The following is a 26,159-nucleotide window of genomic DNA, read 5'->3' on the forward strand; positions in this document are numbered from 1 at the left end:
GTGCGTGCGCATCGACACGGTGGAACTGCGGGTGGTGGCCCTGCCGATGCCCAGCCCCTTCGAGAGCGCCCACGGCACCGTCGGCGAGCGGTCGCTCGTGCTCGTGAGGGTGGTGGGCCCGGAAGGGGAGGGCTGGGGCGAGTGCGGGGCTCTCCCGAGGCCCACCTACACCGACGAGTTCGTCGACCAGGCGGTGCTTGTCCTGCGTGACCACCTCGCCCCACGCCTGCTCGACGCCGCTCGCTCCGGGGGAGTCGCCGGCAGCGACGTCGACGCCATCCTGTCCGACGTGGTCGGGCACCCCATGGCCAAGGCGGCGCTGGAGCTCGCCGTGCTCGACGCCGAGGGGCGCCGCGACGGCCGGGCCCTGGTCGACCGCCTCGTGGCCGACCGCACCCTCGCTCGCCCGGAGGTCAGCGGTGGTGTCGCCGTGGGGCTTCACGACACCACCGCGGCGCTGGTCGACGAGGTCGTCGCCCACGTCGGGGCGGGCTACGGCCGCGTGAAGCTGAAGATCGCCCCGGGGCGCGACGAGGAGCGGGTGCGGGCCGTCCGCGACGCGGTGAACGATGCCCTGGAGCTCGTCGTCGACGCCAACGGTGCGTACCGCCTCGACGGGGCACCCGGCGACGTCGACGACGCCCGGGGCCTCACCTGGCTGGCCGACTACGGCGTCGGGCACGTGGAGCAACCCCTGGCCGCCGACGATCTGCTCGGCCACGCCGCCCTGGCCCAGCAGCTGGACACCCCGATCTGCCTGGACGAGTCGCTCACCACGGAGCGGGCCACCCGCGACGCGCTCGAGCTCGGGGCCTGCTCGGTCGTGTGCGTGAAGGCCCCCCGCTACGGGAGCTGGTTGGCCGCGGCCCGGGTCCTGGACCGGTGCGAGGCGGCCGGGGTGCCCGCCTGGGTGGGCGGCATGCTCGACGGTGGCCTCGGCCGGGCCGCCAACCTGGCGCTGGCCGCCCACCCCGCCGCCACGGTGACGGGCGACATCTCGGGCACGGCCCGCTTCTTCACCGACGACGTGACCCCCTTCCTCGAGCCCCTCGCCCGGACTCGGGGTGGTCACCTGCGCTTCTCGGTGCCGTCCGCACCGGGGATCGGCGCGTCGGTCGATCCGGCGGCGTTGGCGCGCCTCACCCGCCACCACGAGATCGTGGCGTCCTTCGCCTGAGCGGCTCCCCTGCTCCGGTGGTCGGTGAGGCCCGAGCGCCGGGTCCGCCCCGTCAGGGATCGCGCCTCCGGCGCGGCGTGGACCGCCGGACGCGGGTGGGCCCCGGCGTCGCGCCGGGGCCCACGTTCGTTCTCGGGTCCGGACCCGGAAGGTCAGGCGCTCACTGGGTGTAGGCGGTGGAGATGCGGTCCTCGCCCAGCTGGGCTTCGACGACCGTGGGCACGTCCGGGCTCACCGCGGCCACGTAGGACTCGTCGCAGGCGAACTCGCCGAGCTCCTCGGGCATGGCCTGGACGTACTCGGTGCCCTGCATGCGCATCACGATGACGCACTCGGGCGGTTGGTTGCCCGCCGGGTTGGTCTCGGCGTGCAGGCCGCCACCGGTCCAGCTGGTGATCTGACCGAGCTGGTCGATCATGCAGTCACGGGTGAGCTCGGCCCCGCAGGCGTCCGCGGCGGTCGCCCACAGCAGGAAGGCCGAGGTGGATTGCGCGCCCAGCAATGCGGGCTCCCCGCCGGACTCCTCGACCACGTCGAGGTACTGCTGGGTGGCCGCGTTCTGGTCGGCAGCCTCGAACGGCACGAAGGCCAACCGCACGAACACGTTGTCGGCGTAGCCGTTGGCGTTGGCCGCCACGAAGCTGTCGTCGTAGAAGTTGGCGTCGGTGATCCACAGGGGGTTGTAGTCCTGCTGGTCGCCGGCCTGCAGGAAGTTCTGGAAGTTGGGCAGGGGCGAGCCGGCGAAGTACACGAACTGCGCTCCGCAGTCCTTCAGCGACTGGACGATCGGCTGCCACTGGACGTTGCCGGCGATCGGGTAGGTCTGCTGGCAGTCGGCCAGGAACTCCCAGCCCGCCTCGGGGTACGTGTCGAGCACCTTCTCGGTGGACTCGCGGGTGGCGGCGTAGTCGCCGAACACGGCGGCGGCGCTCGTCACCTCTTCCGGGTACTCCTCGGCCAGGAGGTAGGCCTGGCCCACCGGGGTCAGGTCGACCGGGTTGGGCACGGCGTTGAAGGTCCAGGGGCCATGGGCGACGGTGGAGCTCACCGTGTAGCCGGGCACCTGGGGCAGCTCGCAGCCGACGCGGGTCTGCTCAGCGGCACCGTCGAGGGACCAGCCCTGACCGACCAGCATGAACACCTGGTCGCAGGCCTCGAGCATGACGTTGGTGGAGTCCAGGATCTTGGCGTCGTAGTAGTTGCCCACGACGGTGCGCCCGTTGATGCCACCCTGTTCGTTGCACCAGTCGATCATGGCGACGACGGCGTCGGACATCTGCGAGTTGAGGCCGGGCGCAGCCTGGTAGCCGGCGTCGTCGCCGTAGCCGATGGTGATCGAGTCGGCGGTCACGAACTCACCCTGGTCGGTGAGCTCGACCCCGTCCTCGGCCGGACCGCACGGCGAGGCCAGGTCGCCGAAGCCGTCGGCCGGACCGCCCTCGCCGGCGTCGGCGGAGGTGGTCGGGCTGTCGTCGCCGTTCGAGGCGTCGTCGCTGCGATCCGCGCCCCCACAAGCGGCGGCCACCAGACCGAGTGCCATCAAGACGGCCAGCAAGCGCCAGCGTGTAGTCCGCATGTCGTGGGTTACCCCCAAGTTCCGGTGCTCACTCCCGAGCAGCGTTGGACCATCCCGGAGACCTCCGAGATGATGACATCGGTCAATGACGAAGGTCACTAAACCGGTGGCGGAGCGTAGGTGGACCCGCCCATCCGAGTCAATGGCGGCCATGAAAACGAGTTGCGATGCTCCCGGCCCGAACGCGACGGTGCCCCGCCGCGAAGGCGGGGCACCATCGTGTCCATGGCGAGGCCGGCGCAGCGGCCCCGGGATCAGCCGGTGTACTTGCGGGACTTGCGGTCCGGGCCCACCTCGGCCTCGGCGGCCGCGGGGATCTCGACGGTGCTGAGGTAGTCGGGGGAGCAGTCGAAGGTGGTCTCCTCCTCCGGGCTCCACTGCACGAACTCCGTGCCCTGCAACAGCAGCGTCATCCCGCATTCGGCCGGGAGGTTGCCACCGGGGTTCGTCTCGGCGTGCAGACCGCCGCCGGTCCAGGCCGTGGTCTCCTCCAGCGCGCCGACCACGCACGCGCGGCTCACGTCGTCACCACAGGACTGCACGGCCGTGGCCCAGAGCAGGAAGGCCGACGCGGCCTGGGCCCCGAGGACGCTGATGTCGCCCCCACTGGCCTCGATCAGGTCCACGTACTGGGCGGTGGCCGGGTTGTTGTCGGCCTGCTCGAAGGGGATCACCGAGGTGGCCAGGTAGACGTTGTCGGCGTTGCCGTTCTGGTTCCAGGCCGAGAAGGACTCCTCGTAGAGGTTGCCCAGCACCACCCAGATGGGCTCGTAGTCGGCCTGGGCGGCCGCATCGAGGAGGTTCTTCAGGTTCGGATCGGCCGCACCGGTGAAGTACACGGCCTCGGCCTCACAGGACTTGAGGCGCTGCACGAGGGCGGCCCAACCGCTCTCGCCGGAGATGGCGTACTGCTGGGGGCACTCGAGGAACTCCCACCCCTGCTGCTCGGCCGCGGCGACGAAGCGGTCCTTCGACTCGATGGTGGCCGGGAAGTCGGCGAAGACCGACGAGGCCCTCACGACCTTGTCCGGGTAGGCGTCGGCCAGGGCGGCCATGGTGGCCGAGTTCATCTTGTCGACCGGCTGGGGCAACGGCGCGAAGGCGGCCGGACCCATCGAGACGGTGGGCGAGGTGATGTAGGACGCGACCAACGGCAGATCGCACCCGACACGGGTCTGCTCCCCACCGCCGTCGAGCGCCCAACCGGTGCCCACCAGCATGAAGACCTGCTCGCAGGCCTCGGTCATGGCGTTGCCGACCTCGAGGATCTTGGCGTCGTAGTAGTTGCCTTCGATGGTGCGCCCGTTGATGCCACCCTGCTCGTTGCACCAGTCGATCATGGCGACGACGGCGTCGGACATCTGCTGGTTCAGGCCCGGCGAGCCCTGGAAGCCGGCGTCGTCGCCGTAGCCGATCAGGATGCTCTCGTCGGCGACGCCCTGCTCGCCGGCGGGGACGGCACCGGGAGTGCCGTCGGGAGCCTCGCCGCACGGCGAGGGAAGGTCACCGAACTCGGTGGGCCCGTCGGCGGGCGACGCCGTCGTCGGGGTGGAGTCACCCTCGTCGGCAGGCGTGGCGGCCTCGTCTCGTGCGCCACCACAGGCCGAAGCCACCAGGAGCAGGGCCAGGAGCCCGCCCAGCCATCGCAGGCGCGATGCACGTACCACAGTGATCCCCCGTCGTCGGAGTTCTCCGACCTCGGCGACGCCGACGTCGTGGGTGGGCCGGGTGCCCACCGGACGACGGAACCTAACGGGCGTTCACTTGAGCGAACAAACTGACTCCGTCAGATGACTCGGTCAAGGAGTTGCCCGTACGCCCGGCTCCCGACACGAGCACGGGCCCCGGCCTGGTGGCCGGGGCCCGTGTCCCTGGGGGTCTTGCGCCGGGGCACGGAGTCGTGGACCCGGTGCCCTCGGTCGATGGGTGGTGCCGCCCGCGCCTGGCGCCGCCGCGGATCGGACGGTTGGCCGTGACTTCTGTCACAGACCGTAGGCCTTGCTGACGAGGGCGTCAACCACCTCGGCGCCGATCGGCGCCTCAGGTCAGGCCGTTGTCGCTCAGGAAGGCGGCGACGATGGCCGAGGCGTCCTCGCGGTCGACCACGTAGGCCCGGTTCATCTCGGTGACGTTCTCGGTGGTCAGCGCCGCCGAGATCTCGTCGATCCGATCCACCAGGTCCTGGCCGTAGGCGTCGACGAGGGCCTGGGCCATCACCGGGACGATGTTCTCGGCCGGCAGCATGCCCTGATCGTCCTCCAGCACGACGAGGTCGTCGTCGATCAAGGGGGGATCGGTGGAGAAGGCCACCGCCACGTCGAACTCGCCACCTCGGAGGGCATCGATGCGACCGTCGTCGAGCGCCACCAGGTTCCCCGACATGTCGAGGCCGTAGGTCTCCTCCAGACCGGGGATGCAGAACGGGTTCGTCTCGCAGTCCGACGGTGCCCCGAGCCGGAGGTCCGCCCCGTTCTCGGCCAGGTCCGAGAGGGTCTCGATGCCCAGGTCCTCAGCCGTCTCCCGCAGCATCACGAAGGCGTTGGTGTTGACCGCCTCGCTCGGCTCGGCCACCACGATGCCCTGCTCCTCGAGCAGGCTCGCCGCCTGGTCGGCGTTCTCGCCGACGTCGTTGCCCGCCGGGGCATCGGGATCGGCCAGGAAGTTCAGCATCGACCCGGCGTACTCGAGCGCGAAGTTCACGTCGCCGTTCTCGAAGGCCCCGTAGAGCAGGTCCCGGTAGCCGCCCAGGTCCTGGACCGAGGTCTGGTAGCCGGACTCGGCGAGGCCCTGGGCGTAGAGCTCGGAGAGCACGACGCTCTCGGGGAAGTCCTGGGCCCCGATGACGATGGCGGGACCGTCGGGGACGTCGGCGGCGTCGTCACCACCGGAGTCGTCACTGCCGCAGGCGGCCGCCGTGAGGCCCATCACCGCCAGGAGGGCGAAGAGGGCGAGCAGCGGACGGCGCCGCTGCGAACGGGTGCTGGTCATGGTGGGTTTCCTTTCGTGGGGAACGGTATGAGATCGGGTGGAGGTGGGCTTCAGCGCACCGGGAGCGCGCCGGCGACTGCGGCGCCGGGGTCGGCGGGGTCGACGGTTCGGCGTCGGCGCCAGCGGCCGCCGGAACCACCAGCCGTCCGCGTCCACGGTGTGAGCGCCCACTGGAGGGCACCGAGGACGATCTCGGCGAGCAGCCAGAGCGCCCCCACCGCCAGGGTGCCGACGACCAGCTTGGCGTCGTCGCGCTGGGCCAGACCCTCGGTGAGGTAGGACCCGAGGGCCTGGTAGCCGAAGATCGAGGCGAGCGTGGCGGTCGACATGACCTGCACCGTGGCGGTGCGGATGCCGGCCAGCACCAGCGGGAGAGCGACGGGGAGCTGGACCGAGAAGAGGACCTGGCGCCCGGACATGCCCATGCCGCGAGCCGCCTCGACCAGGGTGGCGTCGACCCCGCGGATGCCGGTCAGGGTGTTGGTGAACAGCGGCGGCACGGCCAACAGCACCAGCGCGACCACCGAGGGCCAGAAGCCGAGCCCCAGGCCCCACAGGATGGCGATGGGGAACAACAAGGCGATCACCGCGTAGGTGGGGACCGCCCGACCGGCGGTGACCGCGGCGTTGGCCACCGGTCCCCCTCGGCCGGTGTGGCCCACGACCACGGCCAGCGGTATGGCCACGACCATGGCGACGGCCATGGCCAGCAGGGACAGCTGGAGGTGGGCGACGGTGCGCTCGGGGAGCCCGCGGGGCCCGCTCCACTCGATGGTCTCCCACAACGACAGCACCACGGATGTCACGTCCCCACCGCCGCAGCTCGGCTCCACGGGGTCAGCTGCCGCTGCACGCCCCACAGGGCCAGATCGAGCAGCAGGGCCATCACGATCGACAGGCCCGCCCCGATCACGATCGGCGTGGGGAAGTTGTCACGGGAGAGCCCCATGTTGATGAGCGCCCCGTAGCCGCCCTCGCCGACCAGCGCCGAGATCGTCACCAGCCCGACCGTGCCCACGGTGGCGATGCGGATGCCGGCCATGATGGTGGGCAGGGCCAGCGGCAGCTCCACGCTCCAGAAGCGCCGCCAGGGGCGAAGGCCCATGCCCGTCGCCGCCTCGCGCACCGTGGCCGGCACGCCCTCCATGCCGGCGATCATGTTCCGCACCAGCACGACCAGCGTGTAGAGCACCAACGCCACCAGAGCCGTGCTCGTGCCCAACCCGAGGCGAGGCACCAGGAAGCCGAAGAGGGCGATGCTCGGGATCGTGTAGAGCAGGCCGGTGCCCCACAAGATGGGCGTGGCCGTGACCCGCAGCTTCACCGCCACCGCCGAGAGCAGCGCCGAGATCACGATGCCGATGAGCATCGTGAGCGCGGTGAGCTCGAGGTGCTGGATCGTGCGCTCCCAGATGTCGTCGCTGTTGCGCGCCACCCAGTCCCACCAGATCAGCGAGTTGGCGTCGTTGGCGAGGACCTGGGGGATGCCACCGCTCACGTGAGGCTCCCGCTGATGGCCTCGACCGTGACGACGCCCACATGGTCGCCGTCGTGACCGAGCACCGCAGCCCGGTGGCCGGGAGCCCCGAGGAGGGTGTCGAGCGCGTCCTTGAGGGTGGTGGCCGGCTCGATGACCACGCCGTTGCCGTTGGCCGACATCGGGAGCAACGCGCCGGGGTCGATGTCGGCGACGGTGAGCAACGACAGCCGCTTGAGGGCGCGGTCGTTACCGAGGAAGCTCTCGACGAACGGTGTGGCCGGGGCCCGCAGCAGCGCGTCAGGGGTGCCGTACTGCTCGATCACCCCGCCGACGTTCAGCAGCACCACCCGATCGGCGAGCTTGATGGCCTCGTCGATGTCGTGGGTGACCAACAGGATCGTCTTGTGCAGGTTGCGTTGCAGCTCGAGGAGATCGTCCTGGAGACGGCCCCTGACCACCGGGTCGACGGCGGAGTAGGGCTCGTCCATCAACAGCACCGGCGGGTCGGCGGCCAGGGCCCGGGCGACGCCGACGCGCTGCTGCTGGCCACCGGAGAGCGCGCCGGGATAGCGGCCGAGGACCTCGGGATCGAGCCCCACCAGCCCGGTGAGCTCGGCCACCCGGGACTGGGTGCGCGCCTTGTCCCAGCCGAGCAGGGTGGGCACGGTGGCGATGTTGGCCCCGACCGTGCGGTGGGGGAAGAGCCCGACCTGCTGGATGACGTAGCCGATGCCCCGGCGCAGCTCGTGGACCGGCATGGCGGTGGCATCACGGCCGTGCAGGAGGATCCGACCGCTGGTCGGCTCGATGAGCCGGTTGACCATCTTGAGGATGGTGGTCTTGCCGCAGCCCGAAGGTCCCACGAGGGCCACCAGCTCACCGGTGGGGACGTCGAGGTCGAGGGCGGCCACGGCCGGCGCCGCGGAGCCCTCGTAGTGCTTGGTGACCTGCTCCAGCCGGATGGCGGGCACGGGTACGGCTCCGCCCTCGACTCGGCTCACGTGTCCTCCCCGCGTGTGCGGCCCCGGATCCGTCGTGACGGGAGATGGCGTTCGCCATCCCTGTGGGTCTTCGCCGGACACGTTACCGCCGCCGACGCGCCGAACCCCGGTCCGGCGAGAACGTGCTCGCGGGCGCCACCACGGCCCCCGAGATCGACGGAGGCACTCGCCCTGCCCTGGAGATCCGGGTTCCCGACCTCCGACCGGCCCGCCGGCGGGCCGGTCGGCTCAGACGGCGACGGTCTCGGTGTCGCGGCCCGATCGCAGGGTGGTGCCGGGGGTGTCGCCGGTGACTCGGCCGTCGCGCACGATCTCGACCCCGTTGACGATGGTGCAGTCGATCCCCGTGGCCTCGCTGAAGAGACGCCAACCGCCGCCCGGGAGGTCCTGGCGGGGCGCCACCGTGCCGGGTCCCACGGTGGCCGGGTCGAAGACGACGAGGTCGGCACACCACCCCTCGGCCACCCGACCCCGGCCGGTGAGGCCGTAGAGGCGGGCCGGCGCCTCGGTGAAGAGCTGCACCGCCCGCTCGAGCGACATCAGCCCCCGGGCCCGCACGGCCTCGGCCAGGAAGCTCGTGTGGCAGGCGAAGGTCTTCATCATGTCGAGGTGGGCGCCGGCGTCGGACCCCCCGGCGATCACCCGGGGGTCGGTGTCGAGCAGACGGACGCGCTCGGCCCACGAGCCGTCGTCGGTGCCGATGCTGACCGGCTCGAGGCCCGTCATGAGGTCGTCGGCGACCACGATGTCGAGGAGGGCGTCGATGGGCTCGACCCCCCGCTCGACGGCGATGTCGGCCACGGTGCGGCCCACGACGTCGTGCAGGTCGGGTGAGACGGCGTCGACGATCGTGTAGGCGGCGTAGTCGGCGATGCTGTGGTTCGGCCCGGCCGTGGCTGCCGACTCGGCCAGGCGACGGCGCGTCTCCGGGTCGCCGAGCGCGGCCCGGCGCTGGTCGTGGGGCAGGTGCAACACCTCGGCCCAGCCGGGCACGATGTCGAGGACGAAGCCGGTGGCGAAGGACAGCCGCATGCGCATCGCCTCGGGCAGGCACAGCCCGACCACGCGGCCGCCGCGAGCGGCGGCGTGGTCCGAGGCGGCCAGCTTGGCCTCACGCGAGGCCTTGGACTCCTCGCCGGCCGACACGACCATGACGTTCCAGTTGAGCGGCCGGCCGGCCGCGACCGACATGGCGGTCATGCGCTCGATCTCGGCGTCGGTGAAGCGGGCCCCGGCGCCGGGGATGAACTCCAGGGTGGTGCCCTCGTGGTCGCCGACCGCGCCGGCCAGGGCGACGAACTCGTCGTCGGTGGCGAAGCGCGACGGGACCGGACGGCCCTCGTGGTCGCTGTGGGTGGGCGAGGAGGTGCTCGAGAAGCCGAGGCCACCGGCGGCCAGGCTCTCGTGGAGCAGCGCCACCATGGCCTCGAGCTGGGCCGGGGAGGCCTCGTGGCCGACGGCATCGGCACCCATGACCACCCGCCGCAGCGCGCTGTGGCCGACGAGGAACCCGGCGTTGACGGCCAGGCGACCGTCGAGGCGCTCGAGCCACGACCCGAAGCCGTCCCACTCCAGGTCGAGCCCGGCCTCGAGCGTCTCGACCGGCATGCCCTCGACGCGAGCGAGCATGGGCACCAGGTACTCGGCCGCCTCCGGCGTGGACGGGGCGATGGAGAACCCGCAGTTGCCGCCGATGACGGTGGTGATCCCGTGCAGCGAGGACGGTGTGGCGGCCGGGTCCCACATGACCTGCGGGTCGTAGTGGGTGTGGAGGTCGATGAACCCCGGCGCCACCACGCGACCGGTGGCGTCGACCTCGCGGGCCGCGTCCTCGGTGACCTCCCCCACCACGACGATGCGGCCGTCGCGGACGCCGACGTCGGCGCGCACCGCCGGTGCGCCGGTGCCGTCGACGACGGTGCCACCACGGATGATCAGATCGAGCATGACGTGTACCCCCGGGACGTCTCGACCCCTCGCGGGTCCCGGCCATCCTGGCACCACCCCGGTGGGCGCTCCACCACGCGAACCGTAGGATCGCCGTCCGTGAGCCGCCCCGTCCTCGACCGCCCGCCGTCCGACCACGTCCTGCGGGAGCTGGGCCTGGAGGTCGACCAGCGTGACGACGGCACCCTCATCGGCCACCTCCCGGTCACCGACGCGGTGCGGGCACCGTCGGGCGAACCGCTCCTCGGGGTGGTGGCCACGATGGTCGACATGATGGGGGGCATGGCGTCGATCCGGGCCTGCACCCCGGATCGGGTGGCCACCGCCGACATGAGCCTGCACCTGCTCCCCACGGGGGGCACCGACCGGCTCGACGGCACCATGCACATCCGGCGGCGAGGCCGGCGCACCCTGGTGGTGGAGGTCGAACTGTTCGGGGACCGCCGCCAGCCCGCCGGGTTGGCCACGCTCACCTTCGCCGTGCTCCCCCAACCACCCGGCGCCCCGGTGCTGCCGGCCATCGACCTCGGACGGCGTCCGGCCGTCGAGCCCTCCGGCGTCGGGGGCCGCCCCTTCCACCGGGCCCTCGGCCTGCGGTCCGCCACCCCCGGCGTCGTGGAGATCGACGTGGTGCCCGCCGTGCAGAACAGCCTCGGGGCCCTGAACGGCGGCTTCCTCACCTCCACCATCGACGCCGCCGTGGCCGGGGCCGCCACCGAGATCATGGGCCGGCCGGCCGAGACGGTCGACCTGCAGGTGGCCTTCCTGGAGCTCGGACGGGTGGGGCCGGTCCGGTCCGTCGCCGAGCTCGTCGGCGACCGCGCCACCGCGGGGCACGACCGCCGGGCGGCCTTCGAGATCACGGTCCTCGACGGTGGCGCCGACGACGAGGTCCTCACCCGCGCCACCGCCGTGGCGGTGGCGCCGTGAGCTTCGCGACGGGGTGGTCCACGCTGGGCGACGGACCGCCGACGACCGCCCAGCTCGAGGCCATGGGGGCGGCGATGTCGATCTACCTGCCCACCCCGATGAGCGAGACCCCGGATCCGGACGCGCCCGACGGCCCGCCCGTCGTCACCGCCGAGTGCGCGCTGCCCGACCACCTCCTCGAGGGCGGGCACCTGAGCTCAGGGGTCCTCGCCACCCTCGTCGACAACGTCGGGGGCATGGTCAGCGGGCTGGCCGCCCTGCCCGACTGGGTGGTCACCACCAACCTCTCGCTGCGCCGGGCCCCGGCGTCCGGGGCGACCCGCGGCCCCCTGGCGGTGACGGCCCGCCTGATGCGTCGGGGCCGCACGTCGGTCGTGGCCCGCATCCACGTCGACGACCGCGAGGGACGGTCGGTGGCCACGGCCTGGATGACCAGCAGCATCCTCGTGCCCGACGGGGGCCCGCCGCCGGTGCCTCGACCCCTGCGCCCCCATCGCCCGCCCACCGTCGACCACCCCTTGTACCGCAGCGCCCCGAGCGCGTTCTTCGCGCTCGAAGGGGGCGAGCACCCCGGGGAGGTGCGCATCGACGCCCCTCCCCGACTGCGCAACCCGTGGGGCATCGTCCACGGCGGGGCCCTGGCCGTGGCGGTCGACGCCGCCGCCCGGGCGGCCGTGGCCCATCCCACCGGCACCGACACCTCACCCGAACGGCTCGTGGTGTCAGACCTGGTCGTGCACTACCTCAGCCCGGGGCGGGTCGGCCCGATCGTGGCGGGCGGGGAGCTCGTCGGCTCGCGCCGCGGCGACCACCTCGTGCGGGTGACCGTGGCCGACCGGGGGGCCGACGACCGCCCGTTGGTCCTGGCCGTGGCCACCGTGGGCACCCGCTGACGCCCCCGTCACCGGTGCGTCGCTAACCTCCCGGGAAGCCACCACAGGGGGAGACAGCCGTGGCCATGACCTTCGAGGAAGCGGTCGCCTACGTGACCGGTCCCGGTGGACCGCTGGAGATCGTCGACGCCGACGTGGCCGGCACACCCCAGAAGGTGTTCGCCGCCACCCCACCGACCCTGCGGGCCCTGTGGGACACCCTGCGCGCCCGCGGCGACGCCCCGTACCTGGTGTACGAGGACGAGCAGTGGTCCTTCGCCGACGTGGTCGCCCAGATCGACGCCCTCGGCGCGCTGCTCGTCGATCGCTACGGGGTGACCAAGGGCGACCGGGTCGCCATCGCCATGCGCAACTACCCGGAGTGGATCACCGCCTTCGCCGCCATCACCTCGATCGGGGCGGTCGCGGTGTCGCTCAACGCCTGGTGGACCGGACCCGAGCTCGAGTACGGCCTGACCGACTCGGGGGCCAAGGTGGTGGTCGGCGATCTCCCGCGCATCGGCCGGGTCGCCGATCGTCTCGCCGATCTCGGGGTCGCCGGGCTGGCGGTGCGGGCCGAGGGCGAGGTGCCGGCCGGCGTCGACCGCCTCGAGGACGTGCTCGTCACCGGCGCCCCGCTCCCCCAGGTCGACATCGGTCCCGACGACGACGCCACCATCCTCTACACGTCGGGCACGACCGGGCGGCCCAAGGGCGCGGTGTCCACCAACCGAGCGGTGCTGACCGGCCTCATGGGGTTCGCCTGTCGCAGCGTGGTCGAGATGCTGCGCACCGACCGCGACGAGCCGCACCCCTTCCCCACCACCTTCGTCCTGGTGGTGCCCCTCTTCCACGTGACGGGCTGCGTGCCGGTCATGCTGGGCTCGGCGCTCGCCGGCCACAAGCTGGTGATGATGCACAAGTGGGACCCGGCTCGCGCCCTCGAGCTCATCGAACGCGAACGGGTCACCAACTTCATCGGCGTGCCCACCATGGCCGCCGACCTGCTGGCCTGCCCCGACTTCGCCACCCGCGACACCTCGTCGCTCTCCAACGTCGGGGGCGGCGGCGCACCCATGGCCCCAGGGCTGGTGAAGCGCATCGAGGACTCCTTCGGTACGGCACGACCCCAGCTGGGCTACGGGATGACCGAGACCAACGCCTACGGGCCGAGCAACACGGGCGACGACTACGTGCGCAAGCCGGCCAGCACCGGGCGACTGGTGCCGATCATGGACGTGAAGGTGGTCGGTACCGCGGGCGAGGACCTCCCGGTCGGGGAGGTCGGTGAGGTCTGCTTCCGGGGGGCCAACCTCATCCGCGGCTACTGGAACCGACCCGAGGCGACGGCCGAGTCCATCACCGACGGGTGGCTGCACACCGGCGACCTCGGGTACCTCGACGACGAGGGGTTCGTGTTCCTCGTCGACAGGGCCAAGGACATGGTCCTGCGAGCAGGGGAGAACGTGTACTGCGCCGAGGTGGAGGCGGCGATCTACGAGCATCCCGCGGTGCACGAGGCCGCCGTGTTCGGCCTGCCCCACGAGCGCCTCGGCGAAGAGGTGGCCTGCGCCCTGCAGCCCAAGGTCGGGATGGCGATCGACACCGACGAGCTGAGCGACTTCCTCGCCGAGCGCATCGCCCGGTTCATGGTGCCCACGCAGTGGTTCGTCAGCGACGAGCCGCTCCCCCGGGGCGCGACCGGCAAGATCCTCAAGCGGGAGATCAAGGACAACGTCCTGGCCGCGGGATGAGGCGACCCCCCCCTCAGGAGAGGTCTGACGCCAGCTGCTTGAGGGCTTTGTAGTCGGCCTTGCCGTTGGCGGCGCGGGCCAACGACCCGAGGGGGTGCACCCGCTTGGGGGCCTTGTAGGAGGCCAGCTGCTGCTTCACGGTGGCGATGACCGCCCCCTCGTCGAGCTCGGCCCCGGGCCGCAGCTCGACCAGCGCCACCACGGCCTCGCCGAAGCGCTCGTCGGGCACACCCACGCAGACGGCGTCGACGACGTCGGGATGGCCCTTGACCGCCTCCTCGACCTCCTCGGGGTACACCTTCTCACCGCCGGTGTTGATGCAGACCGATCCCCGACCCAGCAGCTTGAGGCTGCCGTCGGCCTCGACGGTGGCGTAGTCGCCGGGGATCGACCAGCGCGACCCCTGGATCTCGCGGAAGGTCGCCTTCGACTTCTCCGGGTCCTTGTAGTAGCCGAGAGGGACGCGCCCGCGGATGGCCACCATGCCCACGTCGCCGCTACCGGGCAGCACCTCGCGCCCGTCGTCGGTGATGACCTTGGTGTTCTCACCGAGGGAGAACGAGGCGGTCCCGCCGGAGGAGCCACCCCCGCGCTCGCCCTCGGCCGAGGTGACCGAGAGGGCCATGCCGACCGCCTCGGACGAGCCGAGCGTGTCGACGCACAGCAGCTTGGGGGCGTGGCGCAGCAGGCCCTGCTTAACCGGCGCCGACCACATGACGCCGGACGAGGTCATGACCCGCAGCGAGGAGATGTCCCAACGCCCCGGTTCGGCGTCGAGGGCGGCGAGGAGCGGCTTGGCGAAGGCGTCGCCGACGATGGCCACGCTCTTGACCTGCTCGCGCTCGATGGTGTCGAGCACCTCGACGACGTCGAAGCGCCGCCCCACGAGGGTGACCACGCACCCGCCGCTCGACAGGGCCATGAAGGAGCTGAAGGCCCCCGTGCCGTGCATGAGCGGCGCCGCGGTGAGGTGGGTGGGCCCGGGCTTCATCAGCGACGCGGCCACCCCCTCGAGCCCCCCGTCGGCCGGGTGGCGCACCGCGGCGGCCTGGTTGAGCACGGCGAACAGGTCGTCCTGGCGCCACATGACGCCCTTGGGCAGGCCGGTGGTGCCCCCGGTGTAGACGAGGTAGAGCTGGTCCGGGCTCCGACCCCAGGGGGGCCGTGTGGGGGTCGGTGGCGGGGCGTCCGGCTCGACGGCCACCGCACCCACGATGTCGGCGTGGTCGGTGGCCCATTCGGGACAGGGGCCGTGGCCGTCGTCCACCCAGATCCAACGCCGCACGCCGGGCACCCGGTCGAGCATCGAGGCGATGGTGTCGGTGAACTCGCCGTGGAAGACCACCGTGCCCACGTCGGCGTTGTCCCACAGGTAGGCCAGCTCGGCCGGCCCGTAGCGGTAGTTGGTGTTGATCGGGGGCAGGCCCAACTTGAAGGCGGCGAACACCGCTTCGAGGTAGGGCGGCGCCGAGTAGAGGTACTGGGCGAAGGTCTCGCCCTCCTCCACGCCCTCGGCGAGGAGCCAGGCGGCCAGCGCGTCGGCCCGCCGCTCGAATTCGGCCCACGTGGAGCGCTCGTCGCCGTGGATCTGGGCGGGGGCGTCGGGGAGGGTGGCGGCCACCGTCTCCCACACGTCGGCGAAGTTCCAGGAGGTCATCGGCGACGATCGTAGACAATATCCAAGATCGACGGGACCGGACGGCCACCGGGAGCCGAGCCCCACCGCGAACGGCGCCGAACGATCGCACCCGGTTCTCCGCCGGGCCGACAACGGGAACATGCCCACCATGCGTCGCGCCATCACTGCCACAGCCTTCTCCTTCGCGCTGGTGTTGGGGGTGGCCGCCTGCGGGGACGACGACGGCAGCGGCGGCACCGACACCACCTGCCCCCCGTTCGTCGAGGACGCCGGCAACGAACCGCTGGTCGACGGCGACAACCCGGGCATCCCCGGGGCCGAGGGCGGTCCGGCCGAGGACCCCGACGACATCTCCGCCGCCGGCGGGGCACCCGAGGTCACCGTCACCACGGTCGACGGCGACGGCATCGGGGCGGCCGGGGCGATCGACCCCGGCTGCTGAGCCTCCCGTCGAGGCCGGTCGGGTGCGGCCGCGCACCGAGCCGCCCCCTCGCCGAGAGCACGGACCCACCCGGAGATGGAACGTGCGTTCGGTCTGCCGGTACCCTGAGGCCGTGGTGCAGTGGCAGTCCTCGCTCTTCGCCGTCGGGCCGGTCGAGCTCGACCCCGCGGCCGCCACCGAGCGGATCGCGCTCGACGACCACTCGTGGATCGACGTCACCCGCGGGTACCTGCACGGTGCCGACGACCTCTGCGCCGAGCTGGTCGCCACCGTGGGCTGGAAACAGGGACGGCGCCGCATGTACGACCGCGAGGTCGACGATCCTCGGCTGTCGCACTGGTACCCGGCCGGGGACGCCGTGCCCGACGTGCTCGACGAGGTCGGCCAGGCGCTCGGTGTCCGCTACGGCCGATCCCTCGGACGCCCGGGACTCAACTTCTACCGCGACGGGCGCGACAGCGTCGCCTTCCACCGCGACCGCGAGCTGCGCCGGGTCGACGACGCCTTGGTGGCGGTGCTCACGCTCGGCGCTCGACGCTCCTTCCTCGTACGTCCTCGAGGCGGGGGGCGCTCCCTCGACCTGGCCCCCTCGTCGGGCGACCTGCTCGTGATGGGCGGCCGGTGCCAGCTCGACTGGGAGCACGGCGTGCCCAAGGTGGCCCGGGCCGGCGCCCGCATCTCGGCCTCGTGGCGTTGGTCCGGACCGTCCCCGGCCCCACCGGCCACCCCTCGCCGACGCGGCTCCTCCCGCCCCGGCTCAGGAGCGGGTCACGAGGCCACCGCCTCCTGGGACAGCACCACGTAGTAGGCGTCGGCCGCCGCCGTCCACCGGGACTGGAGCTCCTGGAAGCGGGCCTGGGCCCGGGCCCCCGCCCAGTCGGGCGGCAGCAGCTCCGGCGGCAGGGCCGGATCGATGCTGAGCAGGTGGCGCCACTCGTGGGCGAGGCGGGTCCGCAGGGCGAACGCCTCGCGCTCGTCGGTCGGCTCGGCGTCGGCGAACTCGGCGAGGAAGCGCTCGTGGGCGGCGGCCGCCCCCTCGAGGTCCCATGCCCGGGCCACCACCTCGGAGGGGCTCTCGGAGGTCTCGGTGGGCACCGCGGTGAAGAACACGGCCTGGTCCTCGAGGTCGAGCTCCCCGAGCACGACGCGGGCACCCGCCTCGGCCCGCTGGTCGGCCGCCACCCACAGGCCCGGGCCGAGCGACCCGAAGCCCTCGAAGTCGAGGCCGGCGGCCAGACGCTCACGGGAACGCCGATCGGGTGGGGCGCCGGTGAGGCTGGCCAGGAGGAAGTGGCCATCCCAGGACCGGTCGGCCACCAGGGAGCGGCTGAGGCGGGACCAGGCCGACTCGAGGAGGCGGCGGCCGGCCGGCGACAGCGACCAGCGCGTGTAGCGGCCGACGGACTCGCCCACCAGCCACCCGTCGCTGGCAGTGCGGTTCACGGCCTGGCGGGCGGCTCGCTCCTCCACCCCCAGCGCCTCCAGGCCACGCACGAGGGTGGACGTCCACACCGGCTCGTCGCGGGGCACCATGTACTGGCCCAGGATGCCCACCAACAGCGCGCGGGCGCTGGGCCCGCCGTCGGAACGACGGCGGGTGGCGGTGACCACGACGCCGGACCCGGACCCACTCATGGCTCGTGATCGTAGAGCCCGCCGCCCGGGGAGCGATCCCGGTCGGCGAGACTGGGGCCATGGCCGACGACGACACCCCCGACCGCACCGCCGGCGACGGTGGTCGCCCTCGCTCGGCGGAGTGGTCCCAGTGGCGTCGCCGGGTCGACCTCGACGACTACGACGCCCGCTGGCAGCGCATGGCCGCGGCGGGCCAGAACCCCCACGGCGAAGCCGATCTCGTCATGGGCTTCGAACCGTCGAGCGCCCTCGACGCCGGCTGCGGCACCGGGCGGGTGGCCGTGGAGCTGGCCCGGCGAGGCGTCGACGCCGCCGGGGTGGACCTCGACCCCGACCTGCTGGCGCGGGCTCGGGCCAAGGCCCCGGACCTGCTCTGGGCCCACGCCGACCTGGCCGAGCTCGACCTCGGCCGCCGCTTCGACGTGGTGGTGGCCGCCGGCAACGTGGTGGGCTTCGTCGTCGCCGAGCACCGCCCTGCCGCGGTGGCCGCCTGCGCCGCCCACCTCGAACCAGGCGGCCGCCTCGTCGCCGGGTTCCAGCTGCGGGCGGGCTGGCCGACCCTCGACGAGTACGACCGCTGGTGTGCCGCGGCGGGCCTCGCCCTCGAGGCCCGTTACGCCACGTGGGATCGACAGCCGCTCGGCCCGGCACCCGACTACGCCGTGTCGGTCCACCGCAGGGCATCGGACTGAGCGGCGGCGAACTCCTCGCGGTCCACCACGGCGTCGACCAACTCCCACGCCCGGGCCACCTCGGCGCCGATCGTCTGCCCGGTGAGGGCCAGGTGAGCGGTGCGCTGGCGGCCGATGCGGCGGGGGATGCTGGCCGTGCCGCCGGCGCCCGGGACCAGGCCCATGGACACCTCGGGGAGGCGGAAGGTGGCGTCGTCGCGGGCCACCACCCGACGGGCGAACGCCGCCCACTCGCAGCCCGCCCCCACGGCTGCGCCGTGCACGTGGACCACCAGCCGTTCGCCGCACCGGGTCAGGTCGAGCGCCGGGGATCGGGTGGTGCGAACGAGGTGGGCGGTGACCGGGTCGGGCGCCGATCCGAACTCGTCGAGGTCGCCGCCGGCGCAGAACGAGGGGCCTCGACCCCACAGGTGCACCTCGGCGACGGTGGGGTCGGTCAGGGCGACGGCCAGGGCCTCGTGCACACCGTCGCGGAGCCCGGCGCTCACTGCGTTGCGACGTGCGGCCCGGTCGAGGTGCACGTCGAGACGGCGGCCGGACCGAGCCACCTGCACCGACGCCTCGGCGGCGGCGCCGCCACCGGGAGCAGGACGCGACCGGAGCCAGCCCTGGTGGTCGGGCCCGGCCTGCAGCATCGAGTAGACCCACGACTCGGCCACCACGGCCTCGGCCACGGACAGGTGGATGCCCGCTCGCAGCAGCTGCACCAGCGCCACCGCGGCCGCCGGCGAGGCGGCCACGCCGGCGGCGAGAGCGTCGACCTCGGCCCTCGGGTCGTCGGCCAGCACCGCCGAGCGAGGGACGCCCCCCGGGGGGTCGAAGTCCGCCCGGGCCACGACCACGTCGAAGCGGTCGAGGATGTGCGCCGGCGGGGAGGCCCCTTCGACCACCCCGACCACCACGGCCGGGGCGCCGATCACCGCCATGGCGGCGGCGTGGGTGGCGTCGTCGTCCGTGGCCGCCACCGCCACCATCGGCCGTCCGAACGGCACGCCCAGCGTCTCGCCCAGGCCGGGGGCCAGCAGGGCGGCGGCCTCGGTCGCGTCGAGCAGTGCGGTGCGATCAGCCATGCACGATGTTCCCATCGATGACGGTGGCTCTCACCAACCCCTCGGTCGGGCCGCCGTCCACCTCCCGTCGGGGGACGCCGAGCACGCAGAGGTCGGCGGGGGCGCCGACCTCCAGCCGACGGATGGGGCCGTCGGGCGCGAGGGGGTCGCGCAGGAAGCCGTCGAGGGCGACGACGGGGGCGACCGCCTCGGCCGATCCGAGCGGGGCCCCGGTCCGGGTACGCCGGTCACGAGCCGCCCGCAGGGCGGCCCAGGGGTCGACCGACGCCACCGGGGCGTCGCTGCCGAGGGCGACGACGACCCCGGCCGCCCGCAACGAGGCGTGGCGGTACAGCGCCGAGCGGTCGGCGGGGTCCACCTCGGCGAGATAGTGGTCGCCTCGCTCGTGGACGAACGCCGGTTGGGTGACCACCACCACGCGGTGGGCGGACAGCGCGGGGTCGAGCTCCGGCGGGAGCACCGAGGCGTGCTCGAGGCGATCGCCGGGGAGGGCGCCGGCGGCGAGCAGGGCCGACACGGTCACCACGCACTCGGCCCGGGTGACGCAGTGGACGGCCACCCGGCGGTGCTGGCGGTGGGCGGCGGCGATCGCCTCGACCATGGCGTCGGGGTCGAGGCCGGCGTGCTCGTCGGCGACCAGCTTGACCGGCCCGAGGCGAGCCCAGGGGTCGAGCCCGCGCCCGTCCGCGCGGCCCAGCAGCACCACCCGTTGGGGGAGGCAGCCGGTCGCGACGGCCTCGCGGAGCACGCCGACGGCCGCGTCGTCGAGCACCGGGGTGGTGTCGGTGACCCCGGTGACGCCGAGGGCGGCCAGCCGGGACCCGACCGGGCCCAGGTCCGGCGGGATTCGCCCCACCCGCCGACCCAGCCAGTCGTCGAGGCGGTGCAGCCACCCCGTGGCCGCCCGGTCCGCGGCCCGCTCCACCCCCGGTGTCGGGTCGGTGCCGGCCAGTCCCTCGGGATCGAGGCCCACGGCCCGCAGCCCGGGCGTCGACAGCACCCACGACAGCCCGCTGCGGTGCTGCACCCGCACTCTGGCGCCGGGCGCCACCGCATCGAGTCGCGCCCGGTCGAGCGGTCCGTGGCGGTGCTCGTCGTACCCGCCGGCGCGCACCCACCCCGGCGAGGAGGAAGCACCGGCGCCGGCGGCCGCGGCGGCTGCGGCTGCGGCTGCGGCTGCGGCCAGGGCGGCGTCGGCCTCGTCGGGGGTGGCGGCGTGGTCGAGGTCGACCGAGGCCATGCGGGCGGCGAGGGCCAGCAGGTGGAGGTGGTGGTCGTGCAGCCCGGGGAGCACCGCACCGCCGGCGGCGTCGAGCACCTCGGCACCGGCCCGGTCGATGTCGGCGTCGGGTCCGATGGCCACGATCCGACCGGCTTCCGTGCGCAGCGACCAGCCCGGCCTCCCCTCGACCTCGGCGCCGACGACCACCAGCGGTGTGGTCATCCGGCGTCCTCGCGATCGCGTCCGGGCGTCGATGCCGCGGCGCGGGCGACCTCGCGCAGGGCCACGTCGACGACCGCTCCCCCGCCCGCGGCCCACGACGACGCCGCGGCGGCGGCGGCCACCAGCCCGGCGAGGGGGTCGGCCACCGCGTCGCCGACGAAGGTCGGCACCCCATCGGCGTCGCGCCGCACCAGCCCACCGGCCGCCGCCGCGTCGTCGCCGAAGCCCACCCGGTTGCGCCAGGGTCCGGTGCGGCCGTAGGCCGTGATCGACACCCACACCCGCCCCGGCCCGCCCGCCACGACCGCCGCGGGCTCGATGCCCATCTGCTCGAGGGCTCGGGGACGCGAGCCCTCGATGACCACGTCGGCGGCGGTCAGCAGGTCGGCCAGCGCCCGGCGCCCCTCGGTGCTCGCCAGCGGCAGGGCGAGGTGGCGCTTGTCCCCGTTGAGGTGATCGAAGAACGCGGGCGAGCCGCGGCGGGCGCCGTCCGGACGGGTGGTGGACTCCACCTTCACCACCTCCATCCCGAGCGCGGCCAGCAGCCGCCCGCACAACGGTCCGGCCCACAGCGACGACAGGTCGACCACCCGCGCCGGGGTCGCCTCCCCCCGGCTGCGGTCCGCCCCCGGACCGACACGGGTGGCCACGTGGGTGCGGCTGGGGTCGAGCATCCCCCGGTCGACCAGCTGGGCATCGCCCACGTGCCGACCGGCGTCGTCGTCGGGGACGGCGGCCACGGCCAGGCCGACCAGCTGGCCCTGCTCGACGACGTCGAGGGTCGGTCGCCGGCGTACGGCCTCCCCCACGGCTCGCCAGAGCGCCGGTGAGCGGACCGGTCCGTCGGGGTCGATCCCCAGCCAGGCCGGCAGCAGGTGGACGTCGTCGTGGCGCGCCAGGTTGGCCGCCACCCAACCGTCGGCCGTGGCCATGATCCGGCACGATCCGCCGGGCGACACCGGACCGGCCGGCCGGTGCCCGAGCAGGGTGGCCCGTTCGAGCAGCACGGCCCCCGCCTGGTCCGGGTCGAACGGCGCCGCCCGACCGAGCCGGCGAGCGGTGGCGGCCAGCTCGGCCAGCGCCCGGCGGGCGACGGCCTCGGCCGGGGCAAGGCCGGGCCAGCCGTCAGGAGGTGAGGTCGGCGAGAACCTCACGGCGCAGCAGCTTCCCGGTGGGGGTGCGCGGGAGCTCGTCGCGGAAGACGACGAGCTCGGGGGTCTTGGAGCCCCGCAGGTGCACCCGGGCGTAGGCCTGCACGGCGTCGACGTCGAGGCTGGCACCGGAGCGGACCACGACGACCGCGGCGATGCGCTGACCCCACTCGTCGTCGGGCACGCCCACCACGACGACGTCGTCGATGGCGTCGTGGCCGGCGAGCACGTCCTCGATCTCGGCCGGGGCGATGTTCTCGCCTCCCCGGATGATCGTGTCGTCCGCCCGTCCCTCGATGAACAGGAAGCCGTCCGGGTCGACCCACCCGCGGTCCTTGGTGGGGAACCACCCTTCGTCGTCGAGCACGCTGCCCCCGGCGTACTCGCCCGAGACCTGCTCGCCGCGCAGGAACACCAGGCCGGCTTCGCCGGCGGGCAGCACCTGGCCGAGCTCGTCGCGGACCTCGACCTCGATGCCGGGCAGCAGCTTGCCGACCGAGCCCAGCCGGGTGCGGGCGACGGGGTCACCGGCACGCGCCGCGGCGTGGTCGTCGGGGCCCAGCAGGGCGATGGTGGAGGAGGTCTCGGTGAGCCCGTAGGCGTTGACGAACCCGGTGCCCTCGAACGCCTCGAGGGCCTGTTCGAGCACCGGCAGCGGCATGCGGCTGCCGCCGTAGGACAACGTGGCCAGCGAGGGCACGTCGGCCGGGGCGCCCTCGAGGTGGTGCACCACCCGGGCCAACATGGTGGGCACGACCATGGCCTGGGTGATGCCCTGGTCGCGCACGGTGTCGAGCCACACCTGGGGGTCGAACGCCCCCAGGTAGACGATGCGTCGTCCGGCGTAGAGGTTCGACAGCAGGTTCGCCAAGCCGGCGATGTGGTAGGGCGGCACCGACACCAGCGCGGCCTGGTGCTCCTCGGCGGCGGCGAACTCGACCGTGCCCAGGACGTACGCGGTGAGGTGGCGGTGCCGCAGCAGGGCGGCCTTGGGCGCACCCGACGTGCCCGAGGTGTAGAGCACGACGGCCACGTCCTCGGGGTCGACGAACCCGGGCAGCTCGACCTGCGCATCGGGGTCGTCGCCACCGGCGCCCGCCACCAGCTCTCGCCGGTCGATGGTGCGCGCCGGGTCGGCGCCGACCACGGGCAGCACCTCGGCCACCAGCAACGCGCCCGGGTGGGCCCGCACCAGCGGCTCGAGCTGTTCGGCCCCCAACCGGTAGTTGAGCGGGATGAACGGCACGCCGGCCAGGGACGCCCCGAACAAGGCGACCGGGAACGATGCGTCGTTGGTGCCGCAGTACACCACCGAGTCGGCCCCCTCGGCGGCGACCCGCCGGGCGAAGCGGGTCGCGGTGTCGGCCAGCGCGTCGAAGGTCAGGGACACGTCACCGTCGGCGACCGCGTCGCGGCCGACCAACGTCGAACCGGCCATCTCCAACAACAACCCCAGGTTCACGGCGAGGCCCCGATCAGTCCGACGACGGCAGCGGCTTGGCGCCCTTCACCGGCATCGGGCGGCCGGCGCACGCCAGGGCTCCTTCGCCGGCCTTGGAGCACAGCACCTCGAGCCCCGACTCCTCGTCGCTGTAGCGCTTGCCGACCAACGTGGGGTCGCCGCCCGGATCGGCATGGCCGCCGCCGGGACGCTCGTCGCCCGGGTCCCCCACGGCCACGCCACCACAGGTCACCTCGACCGGAGCCGACGGCGGACGCACCACCACGAGCTCGGTCGCACATGTCGGGCACGCCAACCGCTGTCCTGCCTTGATCTCCATGCTCTCCTGATCCTTCGTCGTGAGGCCCTGTGCACAGTACCGTCGGCCCGCCCCCCTCTCTGCCCTCGCCGCCGGCACCGCGGTCCGGGCGATCGTCGTCGGGCACGCGCCCGGGCCCGGCCGACCTACGATCCAGCAGCCCGGTGAGCACCGGGACCAGAGGCACGAGGGGGCTCTTCCACATGGGTGACGGTCTGCGGCGGTTCGAGGACAAGGTGGCACTGATCACCGGCGCCGGCTCCGGCATCGGGCGAGCCACCGCCGCCCGCCTCGCCGCCGAGGGGGCCAAGGTGCTGGCCCTCGACATCAGCGAGGCCGGCCTGGTGGGCACGGCCGAGCTGGTGAGCGCCGAGGGGGGCGGCACCATCGAGACCCTCGTCACCGACGTGAGCGACCCCGACGCCTGCCGCTCCGCGGTGCAGACCGCAGTCGACACCTTCGGCCGCCTCGACGTGCTCGGCAACGTGGCCGGCATCGCCCGGGGCGAGCACGTCACCGACACGACGGTCGAGGGCTACCGCAAGATGTTCGGGGTGAACACCGACGGCCCGTTCTTCATGAGCCAGGCCGCCATCCCCCACCTGATCGAATCCGACGGCAACATCGTCAACATCGCCTCCAACGCCGGGCTCATGGGTGGCGCCTACACGGTCGTGTACTGCATGACCAAGGGCGCGGTGGTGCAGCTCACCCGGGCGCTGGCCATGGAGCTGGCCAAGACCAAGGTCCGGGTCAACGCCATCGCACCGGGCGGCATCGAGTCCAGCCTCACCAAGGGCTACGAGATGCCTCCCGACGTCGACTTCGACCTCGTGCAGCGCTACATGGGCTTTCGGGGCATGGGCAGCCCCGACGACATCGCCGTGCTCTTCGCCCTGGTGGCCTCCGACGAGGGCCGCAACATCCACGGCGCCATCTTGTCGAGCGACCTCGGCATCACCACCGGCTGACACGGTGACCACCCGGCCCGCGGCCCCACGGCTCACCACCTCGGTGGACGCCGGCGCCGAGGGCGCGGCGCGCAACCGGGCCGCGCTCGACGCCGCCGTGCAGCAGCTGCGCGAGCGCACGGCCGCGGCCCGCCGCGGTGGTTCCGACGCGGCCCGGGCCCGCCACGTCGACCGGGGCAAGCTCCTCCCCCGCGACCGGGTCGAAGGGCTGCTCGACCCCGGCACGCCGTTCCTCGAGCTGTCGCCGCTGGCCGCCCACGACCTCTACGACGGCGACGCACCCGGTGCGGGCATCATCACCGGCGTCGGGCGCGTCGAGGGGCGCCTCTGCGTGGTGGTGGCCAACGACGCCACCGTCAAGGGAGGCACGTACTACCCCATGACGGTGAAGAAGCACCTCCGGGCCCAGGAGGTGGCGGCCCAGAACCGGTTGCCGTGCCTCTACCTGGTCGACTCCGGGGGCGCCTTCCTGCCCGCCCAGGACGAGGTCTTCCCCGACCGCGACCACTTCGGGCGGATCTTCTACAACCAGGCCACCATGTCGGCCGCGGGCATCGCCCAGATCGCCGCCGTCATGGGTTCGTGCACCGCCGGTGGCGCCTACGTGCCGGCCATGGCCGACGAGACGGTGATCGTGCGCGAGCAGGGCACGATCTTCCTCGGTGGCCCACCCCTCGTGAAGGCGGCCACCGGCGAGGTGGTGAGCGCCGAGGAGCTGGGGGGCGGGGAGCTGCACGCGGCCACGTCCGGCGTGGCCGACCACCTGGCCGAGAACGACCGCGACGCGCTGCGCCTCGTGCGCCAGATCGTGGCCACGCTCCCACCCACCTCGACGCCGCCGTGGGCGTTGCAGCCCCCCGAGGAGCCCGCCGTCGACCCCGGCGACCTCCACGCCCTCGTGCCCACCGACCCCCGCCAGCCCTACGACGCCCGTGAGATCGTCGCCCGCCTCGTCGACGGGTCCCGCTTCGCCGAGTTCAAGGCGGCCTACGGCACCACGCTGGTCACCGGGTTCGCCCACGTCTGGGGCCACCCGATCGGCATCGTGGCCAACAACGGCGTGCTCTTCGGCGAGTCGGCCCTGAAGGGAGCCCACTTCATCGAGCTGTGCGACCAGCGCCGCATCCCGCTGCTCTTCCTGCAGAACATCACCGGGTTCATGGTGGGTCGCGACTACGAGGCCTCGGGGATCGCCAAGCACGGCGCCAAGATGGTCAACGCGGTGGCGTGCGCCCGGGTGCCCAAGCTCACCGTGGTCGTGGGCGGATCGTTCGGGGCCGGCAACTACTCCATGTGCGGTCGGGCCTACTCGCCCCGGTTCCTCTGGATGTGGCCCAACGCCCGCATCTCGGTCATGGGCGGCGAACAGGCCGCCGCCGTGCTGGCCACCGTGCGGCGCGACCAGATGGAGGGGCGCGGCGAGACCTGGTCGGCCGACGACGAGGAGGCGTTCAAGGCGCCCATCCGGTCCCAGTACGAGACCCAGGGCGACGCCTACTACTCCACCGCCCGGTTGTGGGACGACGGGATCCTCGAGCCCGGCGACACCCGCACGGCGGTCGGGCTGGCTCTGGCCGCCTGCGGGGCCGCTCCCCTCGACGACGTCGGCTACGGCGTCTTCCGGATGTGA

General features: G+C 73.3%; 23 protein-coding genes. 9 read left to right on the plus strand and 14 right to left on the minus strand.

The features are described from left to right. Positions 1–4 precede the first annotated feature (4 nt). A complete protein-coding gene (menC, locus tag LUW87_RS14950) occupies positions 5–1,177 on the plus strand; it encodes an o-succinylbenzoate synthase (RefSeq protein WP_232671994.1) in 1,173 nt (390 codons plus the stop codon). Positions 1,178–1,337: 160 nt separating this feature from the next. Here the strand turns inward: menC and LUW87_RS14955 are convergent, their stop codons facing one another. The 7 genes from LUW87_RS14955 to LUW87_RS14985 form a co-directional block, all read right to left on the minus strand. Further along, positions 1,338–2,732 carry an ABC transporter substrate-binding protein gene (locus LUW87_RS14955; RefSeq protein ID WP_232671995.1) on the minus strand — a complete coding sequence of 465 codons (1,395 nt, stop codon included), beginning with the start codon at positions 2,730–2,732 and terminating at the stop codon, positions 1,338–1,340. Positions 2,733–3,007: 275 nt separating this feature from the next. Further along, entirely contained in the window at positions 3,008–4,489 is a 1,482-nt protein-coding gene (locus LUW87_RS14960) for an ABC transporter substrate-binding protein (RefSeq protein ID WP_232671996.1), read from the minus strand. Positions 4,490–4,793: 304 nt separating this feature from the next. Further along, complete coding sequence (locus LUW87_RS14965) at positions 4,794–5,741, minus strand: glycine betaine ABC transporter substrate-binding protein (RefSeq protein ID WP_232671997.1); 948 nt, start codon at positions 5,739–5,741, stop codon at positions 4,794–4,796. Positions 5,742–5,791: 50 nt separating this feature from the next. Beyond that, positions 5,792–6,538: an ABC transporter permease gene (locus tag LUW87_RS14970; protein ID WP_232671998.1), complete on the minus strand. Its 747-nt coding sequence runs from the start codon at positions 6,536–6,538 to the stop codon at positions 5,792–5,794. Between the two features lie 5 nt (positions 6,539–6,543). Further along, on the minus strand, positions 6,544–7,239 hold the full coding sequence (locus LUW87_RS14975) for an ABC transporter permease (protein ID WP_232671999.1): 696 nt from the start codon (positions 7,237–7,239) through the stop codon (positions 6,544–6,546). Continuing rightward, positions 7,236–8,222: an ABC transporter ATP-binding protein gene (locus tag LUW87_RS14980; protein ID WP_232672000.1), complete on the minus strand. Its 987-nt coding sequence runs from the start codon at positions 8,220–8,222 to the stop codon at positions 7,236–7,238. The genes LUW87_RS14975 and LUW87_RS14980 overlap by 4 nt, the downstream gene beginning before the upstream one ends. Positions 8,223–8,450: 228 nt before the next feature. Beyond that, positions 8,451–10,169, minus strand: a complete 1,719-nt coding sequence (locus LUW87_RS14985) for an N-acyl-D-amino-acid deacylase family protein (RefSeq protein WP_232672001.1) — start codon at positions 10,167–10,169, stop codon at positions 8,451–8,453. 99 nt (positions 10,170–10,268) lie between these two features. Here LUW87_RS14985 and LUW87_RS14990 point away from each other — a divergent pair, with 99 nt between their 5' ends. The 3 genes from LUW87_RS14990 (at position 10,269) to LUW87_RS15000 (ending at position 13,725) form a co-directional block, all read left to right on the plus strand. Then, complete coding sequence (locus tag LUW87_RS14990; RefSeq protein ID WP_232672002.1) at positions 10,269–11,099, plus strand: PaaI family thioesterase; 831 nt, start codon at positions 10,269–10,271, stop codon at positions 11,097–11,099. After that, on the plus strand, positions 11,096–11,992 hold the full coding sequence (locus tag LUW87_RS14995; RefSeq protein ID WP_232672003.1) for a hotdog domain-containing protein: 897 nt from the start codon (positions 11,096–11,098) through the stop codon (positions 11,990–11,992). Before LUW87_RS14990 ends, LUW87_RS14995 begins: the two co-directional genes overlap by 4 nt. 65 nt (positions 11,993–12,057) lie before the next feature. After that, complete coding sequence (locus LUW87_RS15000) at positions 12,058–13,725, plus strand: class I adenylate-forming enzyme family protein (protein WP_232672072.1); 1,668 nt, start codon at positions 12,058–12,060, stop codon at positions 13,723–13,725. Positions 13,726–13,738: 13 nt separating this feature from the next. On the opposite strand, the gene LUW87_RS15005 is transcribed toward LUW87_RS15000, so the two are convergent. After that, complete coding sequence (locus LUW87_RS15005; protein WP_232672004.1) at positions 13,739–15,382, minus strand: AMP-binding protein; 1,644 nt, start codon at positions 15,380–15,382, stop codon at positions 13,739–13,741. Between the two features lie 121 nt (positions 15,383–15,503). Here LUW87_RS15005 and LUW87_RS15010 point away from each other — a divergent pair, with 121 nt between their 5' ends. Continuing rightward, entirely contained in the window at positions 15,504–15,806 is a 303-nt protein-coding gene (locus LUW87_RS15010; protein WP_232672005.1) for a hypothetical protein, read from the plus strand. Between the two features lie 112 nt (positions 15,807–15,918). After that, positions 15,919–16,611 carry an alpha-ketoglutarate-dependent dioxygenase AlkB gene (locus tag LUW87_RS15015; protein ID WP_232672006.1) on the plus strand — a complete coding sequence of 231 codons (693 nt, stop codon included), beginning with the start codon at positions 15,919–15,921 and terminating at the stop codon, positions 16,609–16,611. On the opposite strand, the gene LUW87_RS15020 is transcribed toward LUW87_RS15015, so the two are convergent. After that, positions 16,575–17,441: a PaaX family transcriptional regulator gene (locus LUW87_RS15020; RefSeq protein WP_232672007.1), complete on the minus strand. Its 867-nt coding sequence runs from the start codon at positions 17,439–17,441 to the stop codon at positions 16,575–16,577. The two genes, LUW87_RS15015 and LUW87_RS15020, sit on opposite strands and share 37 nt — an antisense overlap. 179 nt (positions 17,442–17,620) lie before the next feature. Here LUW87_RS15020 and LUW87_RS15025 point away from each other — a divergent pair, with 179 nt between their 5' ends. Then, the gene (locus LUW87_RS15025) at positions 17,621–18,133 is read left to right on the plus strand and encodes a class I SAM-dependent methyltransferase (protein WP_346742576.1); all 513 of its coding nucleotides are present in this window, start codon (positions 17,621–17,623) and stop codon (positions 18,131–18,133) included. On the opposite strand, the gene LUW87_RS15030 is transcribed toward LUW87_RS15025, so the two are convergent. The 5 genes from LUW87_RS15030 to LUW87_RS15050 are packed head-to-tail and all read right to left on the minus strand — an operon-like array spanning position 18,097 to position 23,579. Next, positions 18,097–19,203 (minus strand): enoyl-CoA hydratase/isomerase family protein, encoded by a 1,107-nt coding sequence (locus LUW87_RS15030; protein ID WP_232672009.1) that lies wholly within the window; start codon positions 19,201–19,203, stop codon positions 18,097–18,099. The genes LUW87_RS15025 and LUW87_RS15030 overlap by 37 nt on opposite strands. Continuing rightward, the gene (locus LUW87_RS15035; protein WP_232672010.1) at positions 19,196–20,647 is read right to left on the minus strand and encodes an amidohydrolase family protein; all 1,452 of its coding nucleotides are present in this window, start codon (positions 20,645–20,647) and stop codon (positions 19,196–19,198) included. The genes LUW87_RS15030 and LUW87_RS15035 overlap by 8 nt, the downstream gene beginning before the upstream one ends. Further along, entirely contained in the window at positions 20,644–21,801 is a 1,158-nt protein-coding gene (locus LUW87_RS19350) for a CoA transferase (protein WP_232672011.1), read from the minus strand. Before LUW87_RS19350 ends, LUW87_RS15035 begins: the two co-directional genes overlap by 4 nt. Then, positions 21,773–23,260: a class I adenylate-forming enzyme family protein gene (locus LUW87_RS15045; protein WP_232672012.1), complete on the minus strand. Its 1,488-nt coding sequence runs from the start codon at positions 23,258–23,260 to the stop codon at positions 21,773–21,775. The genes LUW87_RS19350 and LUW87_RS15045 overlap by 29 nt, the downstream gene beginning before the upstream one ends. Before the next feature lie 13 nt (positions 23,261–23,273). Further along, entirely contained in the window at positions 23,274–23,579 is a 306-nt protein-coding gene (locus LUW87_RS15050) for a hypothetical protein (protein ID WP_232672013.1), read from the minus strand. 182 nt (positions 23,580–23,761) lie between these two features. On the opposite strand from LUW87_RS15050, the gene LUW87_RS15055 reads away from it, so the two are divergent. Next, a complete protein-coding gene (locus LUW87_RS15055; RefSeq protein WP_232672014.1) occupies positions 23,762–24,529 on the plus strand; it encodes an SDR family NAD(P)-dependent oxidoreductase in 768 nt (255 codons plus the stop codon). A 4-nt stretch (positions 24,530–24,533) separates the two neighbouring features. Beyond that, on the plus strand, positions 24,534–26,159 hold the full coding sequence (locus LUW87_RS15060; RefSeq protein WP_430300540.1) for a carboxyl transferase domain-containing protein: 1,626 nt from the start codon (positions 24,534–24,536) through the stop codon (positions 26,157–26,159).

The organism is Rhabdothermincola salaria, from assembly GCF_021246445.1.
GTDB classification, from domain to species: Bacteria; Actinomycetota; Acidimicrobiia; order Acidimicrobiales; family Acidimicrobilacustridaceae; genus Rhabdothermincola_A; species Rhabdothermincola_A salaria.

Excerpts from the sequence above, each read along its gene's own strand:
- LUW87_RS15020 (WP_232672007.1), bottom strand. The coding sequence starts at position 17,441 with ATGAGTGGGTCCGGGTCCGGCGTCGTGGTCACCGCCACCCGCCGTCGT.
- LUW87_RS15030 (WP_232672009.1), bottom strand. The coding sequence starts at position 19,203 with ATGGCTGATCGCACCGCACTGCTCGACGCGACCGAGGCCGCCGCCCTG.
- LUW87_RS15025 (WP_346742576.1), top strand. The coding sequence starts at position 17,621 with ATGGCCGCGGCGGGCCAGAACCCCCACGGCGAAGCCGATCTCGTCATG.
- LUW87_RS15010 (WP_232672005.1), top strand. The coding sequence starts at position 15,504 with ATGCCCACCATGCGTCGCGCCATCACTGCCACAGCCTTCTCCTTCGCG.
- LUW87_RS15005 (WP_232672004.1), bottom strand. The coding sequence starts at position 15,382 with ATGACCTCCTGGAACTTCGCCGACGTGTGGGAGACGGTGGCCGCCACC.
- LUW87_RS14985 (WP_232672001.1), bottom strand. The coding sequence starts at position 10,169 with ATGCTCGATCTGATCATCCGTGGTGGCACCGTCGTCGACGGCACCGGC.
- LUW87_RS15050 (WP_232672013.1), bottom strand. The coding sequence starts at position 23,579 with ATGGAGATCAAGGCAGGACAGCGGTTGGCGTGCCCGACATGTGCGACC.
- LUW87_RS14965 (WP_232671997.1), bottom strand. The coding sequence starts at position 5,741 with ATGACCAGCACCCGTTCGCAGCGGCGCCGTCCGCTGCTCGCCCTCTTC.
- LUW87_RS15000 (WP_232672072.1), top strand. The coding sequence starts at position 12,058 with ATGACCTTCGAGGAAGCGGTCGCCTACGTGACCGGTCCCGGTGGACCG.
- LUW87_RS15055 (WP_232672014.1), top strand. The coding sequence starts at position 23,762 with ATGGGTGACGGTCTGCGGCGGTTCGAGGACAAGGTGGCACTGATCACC.
- LUW87_RS15035 (WP_232672010.1), bottom strand. The coding sequence starts at position 20,647 with ATGACCACACCGCTGGTGGTCGTCGGCGCCGAGGTCGAGGGGAGGCCG.